Annotated in this window: 13 protein-coding genes; 7 read left to right on the top strand and 6 right to left on the bottom strand. The window is 58.4% G+C overall.

The genetic code is table 11. The annotated features are described in order from the left end of the window. Positions 1-9 precede the first annotated feature (9 nt). From KP699_RS01250 to KP699_RS01240, 3 genes are all read left to right on the top strand, one after another. Positions 10-618, top strand: a complete 609-nt coding sequence (locus KP699_RS01250) for a hypothetical protein (RefSeq protein ID WP_244284797.1) — start codon at positions 10-12, stop codon at positions 616-618. Then, complete coding sequence (locus tag KP699_RS01245) at positions 615-1,898, top strand: AAA family ATPase (RefSeq protein ID WP_086656227.1); 1,284 nt, start codon at positions 615-617, stop codon at positions 1,896-1,898. Before KP699_RS01250 ends, KP699_RS01245 begins: the two co-directional genes overlap by 4 nt. 63 nt (positions 1,899-1,961) lie before the next feature. Further along, positions 1,962-2,930 carry a hypothetical protein gene (locus KP699_RS01240; protein ID WP_215761371.1) on the top strand — a complete coding sequence of 323 codons (969 nt, stop codon included), beginning with the start codon at positions 1,962-1,964 and terminating at the stop codon, positions 2,928-2,930. Positions 2,931-2,987: 57 nt separating this feature from the next. On the opposite strand, the gene KP699_RS01235 is transcribed toward KP699_RS01240, so the two are convergent. The 4 genes from KP699_RS01235 to acnA all read right to left on the bottom strand — a co-directional run bounded on the left by KP699_RS01235 (position 2,988) and on the right by acnA (position 9,198). Beyond that, positions 2,988-3,893, bottom strand: a complete 906-nt coding sequence (locus tag KP699_RS01235) for a LysR family transcriptional regulator (RefSeq protein WP_077930642.1) — start codon at positions 3,891-3,893, stop codon at positions 2,988-2,990. A gap of 229 nt (positions 3,894-4,122) precedes the next feature. After that, positions 4,123-5,613 (bottom strand): ABC transporter substrate-binding protein/permease, encoded by a 1,491-nt coding sequence (locus KP699_RS01230; RefSeq protein ID WP_252346736.1) that lies wholly within the window; start codon positions 5,611-5,613, stop codon positions 4,123-4,125. A gap of 62 nt (positions 5,614-5,675) precedes the next feature. Then, positions 5,676-6,422 carry an amino acid ABC transporter ATP-binding protein gene (locus tag KP699_RS01225; protein WP_077930643.1) on the bottom strand — a complete coding sequence of 249 codons (747 nt, stop codon included), beginning with the start codon at positions 6,420-6,422 and terminating at the stop codon, positions 5,676-5,678. A gap of 82 nt (positions 6,423-6,504) precedes the next feature. Further along, the gene (acnA, locus tag KP699_RS01220; protein ID WP_086655812.1) at positions 6,505-9,198 is read right to left on the bottom strand and encodes an aconitate hydratase AcnA; all 2,694 of its coding nucleotides are present in this window, start codon (positions 9,196-9,198) and stop codon (positions 6,505-6,507) included. A 63-nt stretch (positions 9,199-9,261) separates the two neighbouring features. Here acnA and KP699_RS01215 point away from each other — a divergent pair, with 63 nt between their 5' ends. Genes KP699_RS01215 through ccmB form a run of 3 tightly spaced genes read left to right on the top strand, consistent with a single transcriptional unit; the run spans position 9,262 to position 10,783 of the window. Further along, entirely contained in the window at positions 9,262-9,411 is a 150-nt protein-coding gene (locus KP699_RS01215) for a hypothetical protein (protein WP_215761370.1), read from the top strand. Between the two features lie 17 nt (positions 9,412-9,428). After that, positions 9,429-10,118, top strand: coding sequence for a heme ABC exporter ATP-binding protein CcmA (ccmA, locus tag KP699_RS01210; RefSeq protein WP_215761509.1), 690 nt, complete (start codon positions 9,429-9,431; stop codon positions 10,116-10,118). After that, complete coding sequence (gene ccmB / locus KP699_RS01205; protein ID WP_215761369.1) at positions 10,115-10,783, top strand: heme exporter protein CcmB; 669 nt, start codon at positions 10,115-10,117, stop codon at positions 10,781-10,783. Before ccmA ends, ccmB begins: the two co-directional genes overlap by 4 nt. Before the next feature lie 126 nt (positions 10,784-10,909). Here the strand turns inward: ccmB and KP699_RS01200 are convergent, their stop codons facing one another. Beyond that, complete coding sequence (locus KP699_RS01200) at positions 10,910-11,956, bottom strand: aldo/keto reductase (protein WP_215761368.1); 1,047 nt, start codon at positions 11,954-11,956, stop codon at positions 10,910-10,912. Between the two features lie 277 nt (positions 11,957-12,233). Between KP699_RS01200 and KP699_RS01195 the strand changes: the two genes are divergently transcribed. Further along, positions 12,234-13,109, top strand: a complete 876-nt coding sequence (locus KP699_RS01195; protein ID WP_215761367.1) for a sulfurtransferase — start codon at positions 12,234-12,236, stop codon at positions 13,107-13,109. A gap of 69 nt (positions 13,110-13,178) precedes the next feature. Here KP699_RS01195 and KP699_RS01190 read toward each other — a convergent pair whose 3' ends face one another. Then, entirely contained in the window at positions 13,179-13,895 is a 717-nt protein-coding gene (locus KP699_RS01190) for a YfdX family protein (protein WP_252346717.1), read from the bottom strand. Positions 13,896-13,952: the final 57 nt, after the last annotated feature.

Genomic DNA, 13,952 nt, shown 5'->3' with positions numbered 1-13,952 from the left:
CGCCCGGATATGTCTGATTGTTTTATGACGTATTCGCCTGATCCCGCATACAAGGCACAGCCGGAAAAAGAGGAAAAACCCTCTCATTTGCGCCTCATCATGGTCGCACTGGCAACCTGCGCTCTGGTGGCCGGGGCTGGCTTTCATTACGCCGGCTCAAACACCGGAAGCCCCACAGCGCCTCTCGCCGGAGGCAGTGCAGACCAGAATGGCAGCACGGCTCAACCGCGCCCCGGTGTGCAGTTTTCCCTGATTGCCCCGGACAAAGCGGCGGAAGCTCTGGCCATGACCAGCTTTTCTGAAAAGGAAAAGGCCGACATTCTGGCAGGCGTGAAGCGGCGGGAACTGCGGCTGGTGGCCATGCCGATTTTTGATGCAACGGGAGCTGGCGGCACGGTTACGGTGGCGTGCGGCACTATGCACCAGACAGTCCTGCTTCAGCCCAAACCGACTGTTCTGATTCTTCCCATTACAGTCAGCGGGAATGTTGATATCATTCCATCGTCTGACCCCGGTGCTGTCGGGATCGGAAGTGGTGTGGTGACCATGTTTGGCCCGCAGGCGCTGCCCATCATGCATCAGGGTGACACACTTGGCCTGACGGTGATCGCGCAATGAAAGCTCTTCTTCCGGCTCTTAACCGGCTTATGCCGCTGATGATGGTCATCTTTCTGGTGCTTGCCAGTGTCCAGATGGCCATCAGCCTGCACCTCTCTCTGGCCTCCCTCACCCACTTCATGGAATGGTGTGCGCCGGCCTGGCCCGTGCTGGCTGCGGTAGGCGGGCTCCTGACAATCGGGGGGCTCTTATTTGAAACACGCGCAGAACGGCTCGCACGCAAGGGCCTGTTACGCCGACGGGGGTGGATGATGGATGTTCTCGCCAGACTGACCAACCGCAACGCACTGGAAGAAATGCTGGCGCGTGAGCAGCGGGAAACAACAATTGACGCTGAGGAACTAGCCGCCAACCTGCGCGCCCGCGTTATCGGGCAGGATCAGGTCTGCGAGGATATCGCAACCCAGCTCCGCCGCCGCCTCGCCCTGCAGGTCCGTGGCAAGCCGGTCGGGATCTTCCTGCTGGCCGGGCCGCCCGGCACCGGCAAAACCTATCTAGCCAAACAGCTTGCCCGCCAGCTTGAGCGCCCTCTGCTGCATTTTGATATGACGCAGATGAGCAGCCCGCACGCCGCCACGCAGCTTTTTGGCTCGCCTAAAGGCTATGTGGGGTCTGACACTTACGGCAAACTGACCGGCGGCCTGAAGGAAAAGCCGGATGCCGTTGTGCTGCTGGATGAAATTGAAAAAGCCCACCCGGATGTTTTCAAAAAATTCCTGACCGCCTGGAATGACGGGCATGTGACGGAAGCCTCCACCGGGCAGCAGATTTCCACCGTACGCAGCATCTTTGTGCTGACCTCCAACATCGCCACCGATGCGCTGACGGAAATTGCCGACCGCCTGCATAATGACCCGGACCGCATGCGCGCCGAGTCGGTCGAAGCACTGCGTCAGGCTGGCTTTGCACCAGAAGTGCTCAACCGTCTGGACCGCATCTTTGTCTTCCGTGCGCTGAAAGGGCTGGATATTGCCCGTGTTTCCGCGCTGGAAATTGAAGGCATGATTGAAAGCTACGGCCTGAAAGTGGAAACCGGCGGCATTGACGCAGGCCTGCTGATGGACGTGATGCGCCGCCAGAGCCGCATGGGGGATTCCGCCTCCGCGCGTGATCTGGTCCGCTCCATTGAGGATATGATCAGCGAATCGCTGATTATTGCCCGCCAGCAGGGTGCCGAGATGGTGCGCATCGTGCGGGACGACGACGGCACGATTACCGCCAAAATCGCGGATGGTACGCCCGATAACGGGGATGCCATTCATGCCCGCCTGACACCGTGAGGCTGGTCTTCCTGACCAGCCTTACATCTGCTTTTGATTTTACTCTGAACTGAGCACCCCGGCATGTCCGCTTTTACCCGCCTCTGGCAACGCGCGCCCCTGTGGCGCACGGCCCTGATTACCACCGGTGTGTGCGGGGTATTTTCCGTGCTGTTTCCTGCCCCATGGCTGGTCAACCGGTTGCCGTATTACGGTACGCTGACCTCCAAGGTTGGCCACATGATGGGCCGGTCTGCCCCCGGTACAGACGCACAGCCGGATGGGGGCGATGAAGGACGGCGGATGGTCTCCCAGCCGCCAATGGATGCGCAGTTTGAGGGCGTAATTCCCTTTGCCGGGCGGCAGCTCCCGCTGCCAGCGGGCAAGTGGCACCCCGTCCTGAATTATCAGGATGATGTGGAGCACGGAGAAGTTCTGACATCCATTTTTGTCCGCTCCGAACAAGGGGCCGTAACGGGCTTTATTATTGCGCAGGCCACGACGCAGTCCCTCCCGGCATCCGCGACGGAACAGCTTGAGGCCCAGTGCCACAGCACGTTCAATTTTACCGTGGGGGATCTGCCGCAGGATGGAAACCGCACAGAATGCTGGATGACATCCCCCATCAAGGTGGTGAACAACCTGTTCATCACATCCAATCAGGCACTTCAGGGCATGCTGAGCAGCCCGCTCTTTATCCCGCCCGCGCTGCAACGGCTTGGCATGATGGGCTTCCAGCTTCCACCCGTTCTGGTGGATGCTGCATGGACGCGGATTGAAAAAAGCAAGTCTGGCAAAGGCGTGGACTTTGCGACCATTCACACGCTGATCAGCCCGGCCCTTCCCGGCCCGAAGGCGGTTGTGCCGGGGTCACCCGAAAACTGGTCGCATGGCGGTATGGCGGATGCCCCCGTAGTGGCGGACTTTGTCGGCCGCACAGACACATGGCTGAAAGGCTGGCTGCCTTATCTGCGCAAGAGTTATAAAGGGGAAGTGGATAGCAGCGCCCCACTGCCTCAGGCGGCCTCAACGGACCCCGGCTTTCACAGCTAAAGGCAACACCATGCCGGGGATGCTCTGCGCAGCCCTTCGGCATGGTGGTGAGTGTTGTCAGGCGGGCAGATCGTCCCGCAGAACTTCTGATGAAACTTCCACCAGAAAATCCAGCACGGTACGGGTGCGCAGCGGCAGAGTACGCGGCCCGGTATGCACGGCGTAGAACGGCAGGTTGGGAATTTTCCAGTCCGGAAAAAGCCTGACCAGCTTGCCGGACTCCACATCCTGCCGCACCTGAAATTCCGGCAGCAGACCAATACCAATATCGGCAGAAACAGCCGACAACACAGCCTCACTACTATTGGCGCGGAACACGGCTGAGGGCGCAATCACACTTTCTTCCTCGTCCCGGAACAGGTTCCAGTCATGCCGGCCGCCGCCATAATTGTAGACAATAGCCGGATATTCCGGAAGCTCTCTGGGGTGCTGGGGCGTGCCACAGCGCGCCAGACAGGCCGGGGATGCCACAAGCCATTTGCGGACGACGCCAAGCTTGCGGGCAATCAGGGAGCCTTCGGCAATCTCACCAACCCGCACGGCCAGATCCAGCCCTTCTTCAACCAGATCCCCAAACCCGTCCCGAATAACAACTTCAACAGACAGGTCCGGGTGACGGTCCAGCAATTCCCCCAGACGGCTGGTGAAATACAACCCGAATGCGGTTGTCATGCCCAGTCTGACCAGCCCGGAGACTGAAGCCCGGCGGCGGCCCAGAACAGTTTCTGCGGTCTCGAGAATTTCCAGCACTTCATACGCATGCGGGAGCAGGCTGCGCCCATCTTCCGTCATCATCAGGCTGCGGGTTGTGCGCGCAAACAGCGTTGTCCCGTAATGCGCTTCCAGCAACGCAATATGGCGGGAGATGGTTGGTTGACTAACTCCCGTCTCTCTCGAGACAGCAGAAAAGGAGCCTGTGGCCGCCACGCGGACAAAGCTGTGCAGTGCTGAAAGAAGATCCATTCAATCCCGGACTTTTTTGCAGAGATTCCGCCATGACCCGCCGCCGCCCTTGGAATATGTCAGACCCGGACAGCCCGGTTTATTACACCGCGTCCCACACCCGCAGACAGAAACAAGTGATAACCCAAACCTATCAGGCTATTTGTCTTATTTGTGACTTAATCTCCTTTAGGAGACAATACGGTGTGTTCTCTGCCCCGCCATGCCGTAAGCGCATTGGCAGGCGGGTTTAACGCCGCCTGATATGCGGCTGCGAGAGCTTTTTTTCCGCCATGCGAGCCAGCCGGACAAACGGCAGACCAAGCAGAAGATACGCTCCGCCGACCATAAGCCCCGTACCAAAATAATCAAAATAGGTTGAGGAAAGCCGGATGTAGGTCTGGGTAAGCTCCGTCAGAGTAATGACACTGACCAGAGAGGAGTCTTTCAGCAAAGAGATGAAGTCATTGGTCATGACGGGCATGACGAGCCGGAACGCCTGCGGCACCACCACGTAGCGCAAGGCCTGCACATGCGTCATGTTCAGTGCCAGAGCCGCTTCCATCTGCCCCCGTGCGACGGACTGCAATCCGGCCCGGTAATTCTCGGCTTCATAGGCAGCATAGTTCAGCCCGAGCGCCAGCACCCCGGCCACAAACGGCGTCAGGTTCAGGCCGCATTGCGGCAGACCGTAGAAAATCAGCAAAATCTGGATCAGCAGCGGGGTGCCGCGCACAACCTCCACATAGAAGGAGGACAGTGCTGCCAGCGGAGCCGGACCATACAGCCGCAGCAGGGCCAGCGTCAGCCCAAGCCCCACAGCAAGCACCATGGCGCAGAGTGAAACCAGCAGCGTCAGCACCGCGCCTTTGGCCAGCAACGGCAAAAAGCTTGCATACCGCTCCACTTTGGCGCGCCAGCCGGAGGAGCCATGCAGAGCGGCGACGTAGTCATTCCAACTCACAGGCTCAATCGCCGGGGTAGACGCATCGTCAGCCCATGCCGCGGCCTGCGGCGTCCACAGGTTCCAGCGCGCCAGAATCCGGTGCAGGCTGCCATCTTTCTTCATGGCTTGCAGCGCCGTATTGACCTGCTCCCGCAGGGCCGCATTCTGCCCTTTGGCAAACGCAATGCCGTAAGACACCGTGCCGACTGGCTCCCCAACCAGTTGCAGGTCGGGGTTGGTCGCGCCGTAATACTGGGCAATGGGTCCGTCAATCAGCACGGCATCCGTGCGGCCATTGACCAGATCCATAAAAACATTGGTTTCTTCGTCATAGGTGCGAACCTGCACCTGCGGATGATTCGCCAGAATACGCTCCGCCTGCGTGGCCTTCATGGTGCCAACAACATGCCCGTTCAGCGCCTCCAGACTGGAGAGCGTCGGGCCGCTGCGCCGCACAACAATCCGCTCGGACGTGACGTAATACGGGATACTGAAATCAATCCCTTCCGCATGTTCGGGCGTAATCTCAATCCCGCAGATCACCATTTCATACAGGCCACGCTGCAGCCCGGGAATCAGTCCGTCCCAGTCATTCTGGACAAACTGCACAGGCTTGCTGATATGCTCGCCCAGAGACTGCATCAGGTCATATTCAAACCCGGTCAGCCGCGCCTGATTATTGGGGTCATGAAAGGTGTAGGGCACATCCGCCGAGGCATCGGCACCCCAGCGCAAAGGCTGTTCCGCGTAAGCTGCGTGAGGAAAGCCCCCTCCGGCCAGCAGCACCATAAGCATTGCGCAGATCAGCCAATGCGGAACGGTTAAAAACCGGGCCAGTTGGCACCGCATGCCGTGCTTCACAAAACAGTCCTCAAAAAACGCCGGGTCCGGTCATCTGCCGGATTCACACACAGGATTTCCGGCGGCCCGGATTCAATAATGTGGCCGCCATCCATGTAAACGATTGTATCTGAAGCCACCTGCGCAAACCGCATGTCATGCGTGACAATAATCTGCGTCATGCCTTCATCATCCAGCGTGCGCATCACACCCAGCACTTCCTCCGCCACAATGGGGTCCAGAGCCGAAGTCGGTTCGTCATACAGCATGATCTCGGGCCGCATAGCCAGCGCCCGTGCAATAGCGGCGCGCTGCTGCTGCCCGCCAGAAAGAGAAACAGGGTAACGCTGCGCCACACGGCCCAGCCCGACCTTTTCCAGCAACGCCATCGCCTCATCCCGCTCAGCCGGTCCCGTCTCGCCCTTCACAACACGCGGGGCAAGCAGAACGTTATCAAGCACGCTCAGATGCGGAAAAAGATTAAAGTTTTGAAAAACCATCCCGACATGGGTGCGGAGCCGGTGCGCAACGTGCTCATCCGCCCGGCGCCAGGGCCCGCCATCCCGGGCAATGGTCACGCCCATGGCGTTAATGGTACCACGGTCAGGAATTTCCAGAAAATTCAGACAGCGCAGAAATGTTGATTTCCCGCACCCTGAAGGGCCGATGATGGAGACAAGTTCCCCCTTGCGCACCTGAAGGGATACGCCCCCCAGAATAGCACCGTCCCCAAAGCTTTTGTGAATATCCTGTGCGTCCAGCACAACAGGTTCATTTTCAAGGCAAAAAGCCGGCCCGGAGTTATCCGGGCCGGCGTTCTGATGTTCCGGTGGAACAAGAAAATCGTCAGGCAGCTTTGGTCATCCCACGCAACACATACTGGAGAATGCCACCATGCCGGTAATACTCAACTTCGTCCAGTGTATCGACGCGGCACAGAAGCGGCACATCCTGCGTAGACCCGTCAGCCCGTGTGATGGTCATGGTCACATCCATCCGCGGGGTGATTTTTTCCAGACCTTTGATGGTGATGATTTCATCACCCTTCAGCTTCAGGGTCTGGCGGGTTGTGCCTTCCTTGAACAGCAGAGGCAGGACGCCCATGCCCACAAGGTTGGAACGGTGGATACGTTCAAAGCTCTCCGCGATCACGGCCTTGATGCCCAGCAACAGGGTGCCTTTCGCGGCCCAGTCACGGGAGGACCCCATGCCGTATTCCTTACCGCCGAACACAACCAGAGGGGTGCCCTCTTTCTTGTATTCCATGGCGACATCGTAAATGGAGCCTTCCTTGCCATCCGGGAAGTGCTTGGACAGCCCCCCTTCGGTGCCGGGAAGCATCTCATTCTTGATACGGATGTTAGCGAAGGTGCCACGCACCATCACGCGGTCATTCCCGCGACGTGAGCCGTAGGAGTTGAAGTCCCGCGGTTCCACACCATGCTCGATCAGATAACGGCCTGCCGGAGAATCTTTCTTGATGGCACCGGCGGGTGAGATGTGATCGGTCGTGATGTTATCACCCAGAACAGCAAGGATACGGGCGTTTTCAATGCCGCCACGTGCTGCCGGTTCCGGCGTGATATCCTTGAAGTACGGCGGGTCCTGCACGTAGGTGGAGTTCGGGTCCCACTTGTAGGTTTCAGACCCTGTGGCCACCTTCAGGTCCTGCCACTCCTTCGTGCCTTTAGACACGTTCTTGTAGCGGTTGATGAACTCTTCACGGTTGATGGAAGACCCGATCAGATCCGCGATTTCCTTGTTGGAAGGCCAGATATCTTTCAGATAAACCGGCTTGCCATCCTTGGAGGTGCCCAGCGGTTCGGTCGTGATATCTTTCCGCATGGTGCCCAGCAGAGAATAGGCAACCACCAGCGGCGGGCTGGCCAGATAGTTGGCGCGCACGTTGGGGGAAATACGGCCTTCAAAGTTACGGTTACCAGACAGAACAGAAACGGCCACAAGGTCGTTATTCTCAATGGCGTCCACAATATGGGACGGCAGCGGGCCGGAGTTCCCGATACAGGTGGTGCAGCCGTAGCCCACCGTGTTGAAGCCCATGGCATCCAGATCTTCAGACAGCTTGGAGCGGTCCAGATAATCCGTCACCACCTGAGACCCGGGCGCCAGAGAGGTCTTAACCCACGGTTTCGGCGTCAGGCCCAGGGCGCGGGCCTTGCGGGCCACAAGCCCTGCGGCAATCAGCACAGCCGGGTTGGACGTATTGGTGCAGGAGGTGATGGCGGCAATAACGATATCACCCTGACCAATTTCATAATTGGTCCCGGCGACCGGCACTTTCTTGTTTGCGTCGTTTGCCGGAACACCCAGTGAAGAGGTCAGTTCTTTTTCAAACGCGGTTTTGGCTTCCTTCAGCACCACGCGGTCCTGCGGGCGTTTGGGGCCGGAGATGGATGGCACAACCGTGGACAGATCCAGTTCCAGAACATCCGTAAAGACGGGTTCCGGCGTGTCGGATGTGCGGAACATATCCTGCGCGCGCAGGTATTCTTCCGTCAGTTTGATGCGGTGTTCGTCACGGCCGGTTTCACGCAGGAAGTCCAGTGTAAGCGTATCAACCGGGAAGAAGCCGCATGTTGCGCCATATTCCGGAGCCATGTTGGCAATGGTTGCGCGGTCAGCCACCGGCAGGTGGTCCAGAGCCGGGCCAAAGAACTCAACAAACTTGCCCACAACGCCCTTTTTACGGAGCATCTGCGTAACCGTCAGCACCAGATCGGTCGCAGTCGCGCCTTCCGGCAGCTTGCCCGTCAGGCGGAAGCCGATCACGTCCGGCACCAGCATGGCAATCGGCTGACCGAGCATGGCGGCTTCAGCCTCAATCCCGCCAACACCCCAGCCCAGAACGCCCAGACCGTTGATCATGGTCGTGTGGCTGTCCGTGCCATACAGGGAGTCTGGATAAACGTAGTCTTTGCCATCCACATTGGCGGTCCAGGCAACCTGCGCGATATATTCGAGGTTCACCTGATGGCAGATCCCCGTATCCGGCGGGACAACCGAGAAGTTTTCAAACGCTTCCTGCCCCCAGCGCAGGAACGCATAACGCTCACCATTGCGCTCGAATTCCAGCGTGATGTTTTTCTGCAGCGCATCCTGTGAGCCGTAGACATCCACCATCACGGAATGGTCAATCACCAGATCGACCGGCACCAGCGGGTTCACCTTCTGCGGATTGCCGTTCAGCTTCACAATCCCGTCGCGCATGGCGGCCAGATCGACCACAGCCGGCACGCCGGTAAAGTCCTGCATCAGAATGCGGGAAGGCTTGAACGGCACTTCCTTAGTGCTGCTTCCCTGCGGCAGCCAGCCTGCAATCGCCTTGGCGTCATCCACGTTGTAGGAATGACCATCTTCAAAGCGCAGCACATTTTCCAGCAGCACTTTCAGCGAAACAGGCAGACGGCTGATATCGCCAATGGTCTTTGCCGCTTCGGGAATGGAAAAATAATGGTAGGTCTTGCCATCAACCGAGAGCGTGCGACCTGTCTTGAGTGAATCGTGCCCAACCGTCTTCATAGTAACCCTTCTCCCCGATCACAGCCCATGGCTGGTGATACGTTCCGGAGCCGGCACGCCGCCATGTGCGGCGTTTTGCACTCACCCGGTCTTCCGGGCGGCCGGCTTGATATCCCGATGACGGTAGAACATACCGGCAGTCTGGCGCTGCACAAGCGGGCAGGCGACCACGAAAACGCGAACACCCCGGCTTTGGCGGGGTTTAACTGGTAACAATAAGGAGAAGTCCCATCTCCGAGCTTTTTTCCGAGTCCTTTCCCCGGCTGGTTGCTGAGTCTCTGTCAGTTTTCCGGGGGGATCGTCTGGTGCTGGATGATGTCAGCTTAACGCTGGACCCCGGCGGCGCGCTGTTGCTGACTGGCCCTAACGGCGCGGGCAAGTCCACTCTGCTGCGTGTTCTCGCGGGTTTGCGGCGCCCGGATGGCGGCGCTCTGCTGTGGGATGGCGTGCCTGTCACGCAGGACCGGACGGCGCATGCGGCCCGCGTGGCGTATCTGGGGCATCAGGACGCCCTGAAGCCCAGCCTGACCGTGCAGGAAAATCTGGCGCTGTTTGCCCGCGCTGGCGGTGGAGAGATGGACGCGGCCCTGAAAGCTGTTGACCTTCTGCATCTGTCCACCCTACCCGCCCGCCTGCTGTCCGCCGGGCAGAAGCGCCGCACGGCGCTGGCCCGTGTACTGCTGGCGCAGGCCCCGCTCTGGCTGCTGGATGAACCGAGCCTCGGGCTGGACGCCGCCGCCGTAGACCTGCTGGGAGACGCCATTGCCGCCCATCGCGCGCAGGGCGGCCTTGTTGTGGCGACAACCCATGTCCCTCTGCCTTTAGGAGAAGTCAGCCATCTGGCCCTGCCCGGCATGCCAGACCAGAGCCGGGGCTGGTGGGATGCGGAAGAGACCCGTCTGGCAGGAAACGCAGCATGATAGAGCTCTTTTGTGCCGTTGTCCTCCGGGACCTGCGGCTGGCCCTGCGCCACGGCGCGGACACGCTGGGCGCGGTTCTCTTCTTTATTTTAACAGGTACGCTGTTTCCACTTGCGCTTGGCCCCTCGCCCGAGCTGCTGCGCCACATGGCGCCAGGCATTATCTGGGTCTGCGCCCTGCTGGCCGCCCTGCTACCGCTGGACCGCCTGTTTGGGGCCGAGCTGGAAGACGGATCACTTGATCAGCTCCTGCTGCTGGGTCTGCCGCCCTCTCTGGTCGCGCTCGCCAAAATTACCGCGCACTGGCTGACTACCGGCGTGCCCTTGCTGCTGGCCGCCGTGCCGCTGGCTATTATGCTTGGCCTGCCCACCGCCACGCTGCCTATTTTACTGGCGGGTCTGCTGCTGGGGTCGATGGTCCTCTCTCTTATAGGAGGCATGGGGGCCTCCATCGTGCTGGGAGCCAGACGCGGCGGTGTTCTTCTGCCCCTGCTGGTGCTGCCGCTTATTACGCCAGCCCTGATTTTTGGGGCCGCAGCGATTGACGCTGCCCGCACCGGCCTGCCCTGGGCTCCGGACCTTGAACTGCTGGGCGCGTTCCTGGCTGCCGCCATCCCCCTCTGCCCACTGGCCGCCGGGGCAGGCCTGCGGGCGGCGGTGGAATAAAAGCCGCCCTCTCAAGACGCCTTAGCAAGGTCATACCGCGCCAGATATCTGGCGGGTGTGGCTTTGCGCGGCGTTCAGTCAGGACTTTATCCGCCGACACGCTCCAGCACTTTTTGCCCTGTTATTTTACGGCGCCGGGTTGGAATGGACCTGATGAATCGCGTTAATTTTAGCCTCCAGCTCCGGCGTAATCTGGACCGTGACGGATGTTAACGCCGTCATCAGTTGCTCCACGCTGGTCGCCCCGATGATATTGGACGTCACAAACGGGCGCGACGTCACAAACGCCAGTGCAAACTGCACCGGGTCGATCCCTTCTTCCCGCGCAAGGGTCAGATAGGCTTCCACGGCCACATCCACACCCGGTTTTTCATAACGCTGGCCTCGGTTGAACAACGTCGTCCGGGCACCGGCAGGCCGCGCGCCGTTCAGATATTTTCCCGTGAGATAACCCTGCGCCAGTGGAGAGTAGGCCAGCAGGCTGACTTTCTCCCGCAATGCCATTTCCGCCAGTCCAATTTCAAATGTTCTGTTGATCAGATTATAAGCATTCTGAATCGAGGCAACACGCGGTGCGCCCTCTTTTGCGCAGGCAAGGGATTTTGCAACACCCCATGCGGTTTCGTTTGAAAGACCAACATGACGGATTTTCCCTTCCGCCACCAGATCCCCCAGTACACCCAGCGTTTCGTCCAGCGGCACTTCATCCGCGTCTGAAACCGTTGTGAAAGTTGTTCCCCCTTCACCAAACAAACCGATTTTACGATCCGGCCAGTGCAGTTGGTACAAATCCAGATAGTCCGTCCCGAGCCGTTTCAAAGAGCGCTCCAGCGCGTAACGGATCTGGCGCGGCGTCAGGCGCACTTCCTCTCCGTCAGGCCTGAACCACGGAGACTGACTCCGGCCAACCACCTTGCTGGCCAGAATAATTTTATCGCGCGTCCCACGCGCCTTCAGCCAGCTCCCGATAATTGTTTCCGTCGCGCCATATGTCTCGGCGCGCGGCGGAATGGAATAAAGCTCGGCGGTATCAATAAAATTGACGCCATGCTCCAGAGCCAGATCAAGCTGGGCATGCCCTTCTGCTTCTGTATTCTGCTGCCCAAATGTCATGGTGCCCAGACAGAGTTCACTGACCAGAATGCCGGTACGGCCAAGCTCACGATACTGCATGACTGAGTTCCTTCAGAATGTTTGTAGAAAATTATACCCCGAAACTCAAAAACATCCCAGCACACAGAACAATAAACAAAAATTTCACATTAAAAGCCACTTCGTATTCTGAAAAAATATTGTTAATTCCTCAAACACACCACGAACGAACGCAGAATTTTCAGGACGCCAGAGAGCATCCTGCCTGCCTCATAACGGCACCGCATACAGACCCTCTTCAGGGACCCCATGGAGACTGATAAAAGCCCAGACATTCAACCAGATGTGGAGACCATGAATGTCCGGTACTGTGCTTTTTTCCCCCAAACAGGTTCAGGAGCTTATCTCCACAGGCAATGTTGTGTTTATTGACGTGCGTGACAGCAAGGATTTTGAGGCAGGCCATCTGCCCGGCGCTGTGAATATGCCGGATATCTTTACCTATCTTGCAGAAACAACAGAATACGGCCTGAAAACCCTTCAGGAAAAATTTGTAGCCCTGTTCTCTGAATATGGTCTCGATGGTACGAAAACCGCGATTATTTACGAGGACGCGTTACATACGCGCTACGGCGGATCATGCCGTGGCTACTGGATTTTGCGTTATCTGGGCTACCCCAATGTTGGTATTCTTGATGGTGGCCTGATGGCATGGAAACAGGCTGGCGGCGACCTGACAACGGAAAAAACTAGACCAGAGCGATCGGTTTTTCCGGTCTCTCTTCAGAATAGTCTGATGGCAACCTATCAGGATGTGCTGCATGCGCTGACAGACCCCAGCGTCCGCCTGCTGGATAATCGTGACAAAGTGGAATGGCTGGCAGAAAGCTCGTCCCCGTATGGCGTGGACTTCGCCCCACGGAAAGGCCGTATTCCCGGAGCCGTGTGGATCGAATGGTATGAGTTTATGAAAGTCTCTGACGGACAGGCGTCTTTTCGCTCTCTAGAAGAAACTCTTACCCTTGCTGCATCCCGTGGCCTGAAACCTGATGATGATATCATCATTTATTGCTTCAAAGGCGCACGTGCCGCCAATACCTACGTTGCTCTTTCTCAGGCCGGTTTCAAAAAACTGCGGATTTATATGGGGTCATGGAACGAATGGTCCCGTAATCCCGCGTTACCAATTGAGGACGGCACCCCGAAAGCAGCCGCCCCGTTCCTGAAACAGTAAATCAAAAAGCCCCCGGCTGCCGCAAAGCAACCGGGGGCCAGCCACAGGCTCTCAATGGTGAACCGTAGCTTATTTTGCCTGAGGTGCAGCAGGAGCCTGCTGCGGCACAGCCTGCACATTGACTGACGCATAGCGCACGGCGTTCTGCGCATCCCGCAGGGCTTCACTGGCCTTATAAGGGTTCCCTTTAAGAACCTTTGCAGCGCGGGACACATCTTTGCGGGTCTGCTCAAGCGGAACCGCAGCGATAATATAATCCGCATCAATACCGGAGACTTTCAGCACCTCTCCGGCCCGTGCCGTATTACCCGCCCGCAGATGGCGATTGGCGGCTGCAACCGCCGCGTTTTTTTCGGGAGACGGCTCAATTGCCTCGTCCAGCACAAGCTCTCCATCAATCGGTAACCATGCTACCGGCGTGCTGCTGGCAGACGCCGTGTGAGCAGGCTGTGCAGCTTTTGTTTTGGCGGGTTGCAGATCTGTTTCCGCCTTCTGGAAGGCTGTATTGTCTACGCGGGCGCGTTCCAGCGCTGTACTGGCGTCTGTAATCAGCCGCCCCGCTGTTTCCAGATCCCCGTCAAAAATAGCCTGACGCGCCAGACCGATATCTTCAAAGGCCGTGCCGCCATCCACAGAGAGGCGTCCAAAATCCTGCGCTGCGGCATCTGCTACAGCAGGTGAAGCCGCTGGGGCGGATGTTGCGGAACTGGTGGTCTGTGCAAACCCTGCTCCGGCAGAAGCCACAGAGGCCAGAAGAGCCGCAAGCATCAGTCCTGTTTTTTTCATGAAATCTCTCCAGATCCGTCATAAAAGTTCGGGAGAGTGTTGAGCCAGATCAGTCCA

The organism is Acetobacter sp. P1H12_c (assembly GCF_018811975.1).
Lineage (GTDB): Bacteria > Pseudomonadota > Alphaproteobacteria > Acetobacterales > Acetobacteraceae > Acetobacter > Acetobacter persici.
Note: the sequence above shows the minus strand (reverse complement) of the source record. Positions and strands in the feature narration are given on the sequence as shown.

Excerpts from the sequence above, each read along its gene's own strand:
- KP699_RS01250 (WP_244284797.1), top strand. The coding sequence starts at position 10 with ATGTCTGATTGTTTTATGACGTATTCGCCTGATCCCGCATACAAGGCA.
- KP699_RS01245 (WP_086656227.1), top strand. The coding sequence starts at position 615 with ATGAAAGCTCTTCTTCCGGCTCTTAACCGGCTTATGCCGCTGATGATG.
- KP699_RS01240 (WP_215761371.1), top strand. The coding sequence starts at position 1,962 with ATGTCCGCTTTTACCCGCCTCTGGCAACGCGCGCCCCTGTGGCGCACG.
- KP699_RS01235 (WP_077930642.1), bottom strand. The coding sequence starts at position 3,893 with ATGGATCTTCTTTCAGCACTGCACAGCTTTGTCCGCGTGGCGGCCACA.
- KP699_RS01230 (WP_252346736.1), bottom strand. The coding sequence starts at position 5,613 with ATGCTTATGGTGCTGCTGGCCGGAGGGGGCTTTCCTCACGCAGCTTAC.
- acnA (WP_086655812.1), bottom strand. The coding sequence starts at position 9,198 with ATGAAGACGGTTGGGCACGATTCACTCAAGACAGGTCGCACGCTCTCG.
- KP699_RS01215 (WP_215761370.1), top strand. The coding sequence starts at position 9,262 with ATGTGCGGCGTTTTGCACTCACCCGGTCTTCCGGGCGGCCGGCTTGAT.
- ccmB (WP_215761369.1), top strand. The coding sequence starts at position 10,115 with ATGATAGAGCTCTTTTGTGCCGTTGTCCTCCGGGACCTGCGGCTGGCC.
- KP699_RS01200 (WP_215761368.1), bottom strand. The coding sequence starts at position 11,956 with ATGCAGTATCGTGAGCTTGGCCGTACCGGCATTCTGGTCAGTGAACTC.
- KP699_RS01195 (WP_215761367.1), top strand. The coding sequence starts at position 12,234 with ATGTCCGGTACTGTGCTTTTTTCCCCCAAACAGGTTCAGGAGCTTATC.
- KP699_RS01190 (WP_252346717.1), bottom strand. The coding sequence starts at position 13,895 with ATGAAAAAAACAGGACTGATGCTTGCGGCTCTTCTGGCCTCTGTGGCT.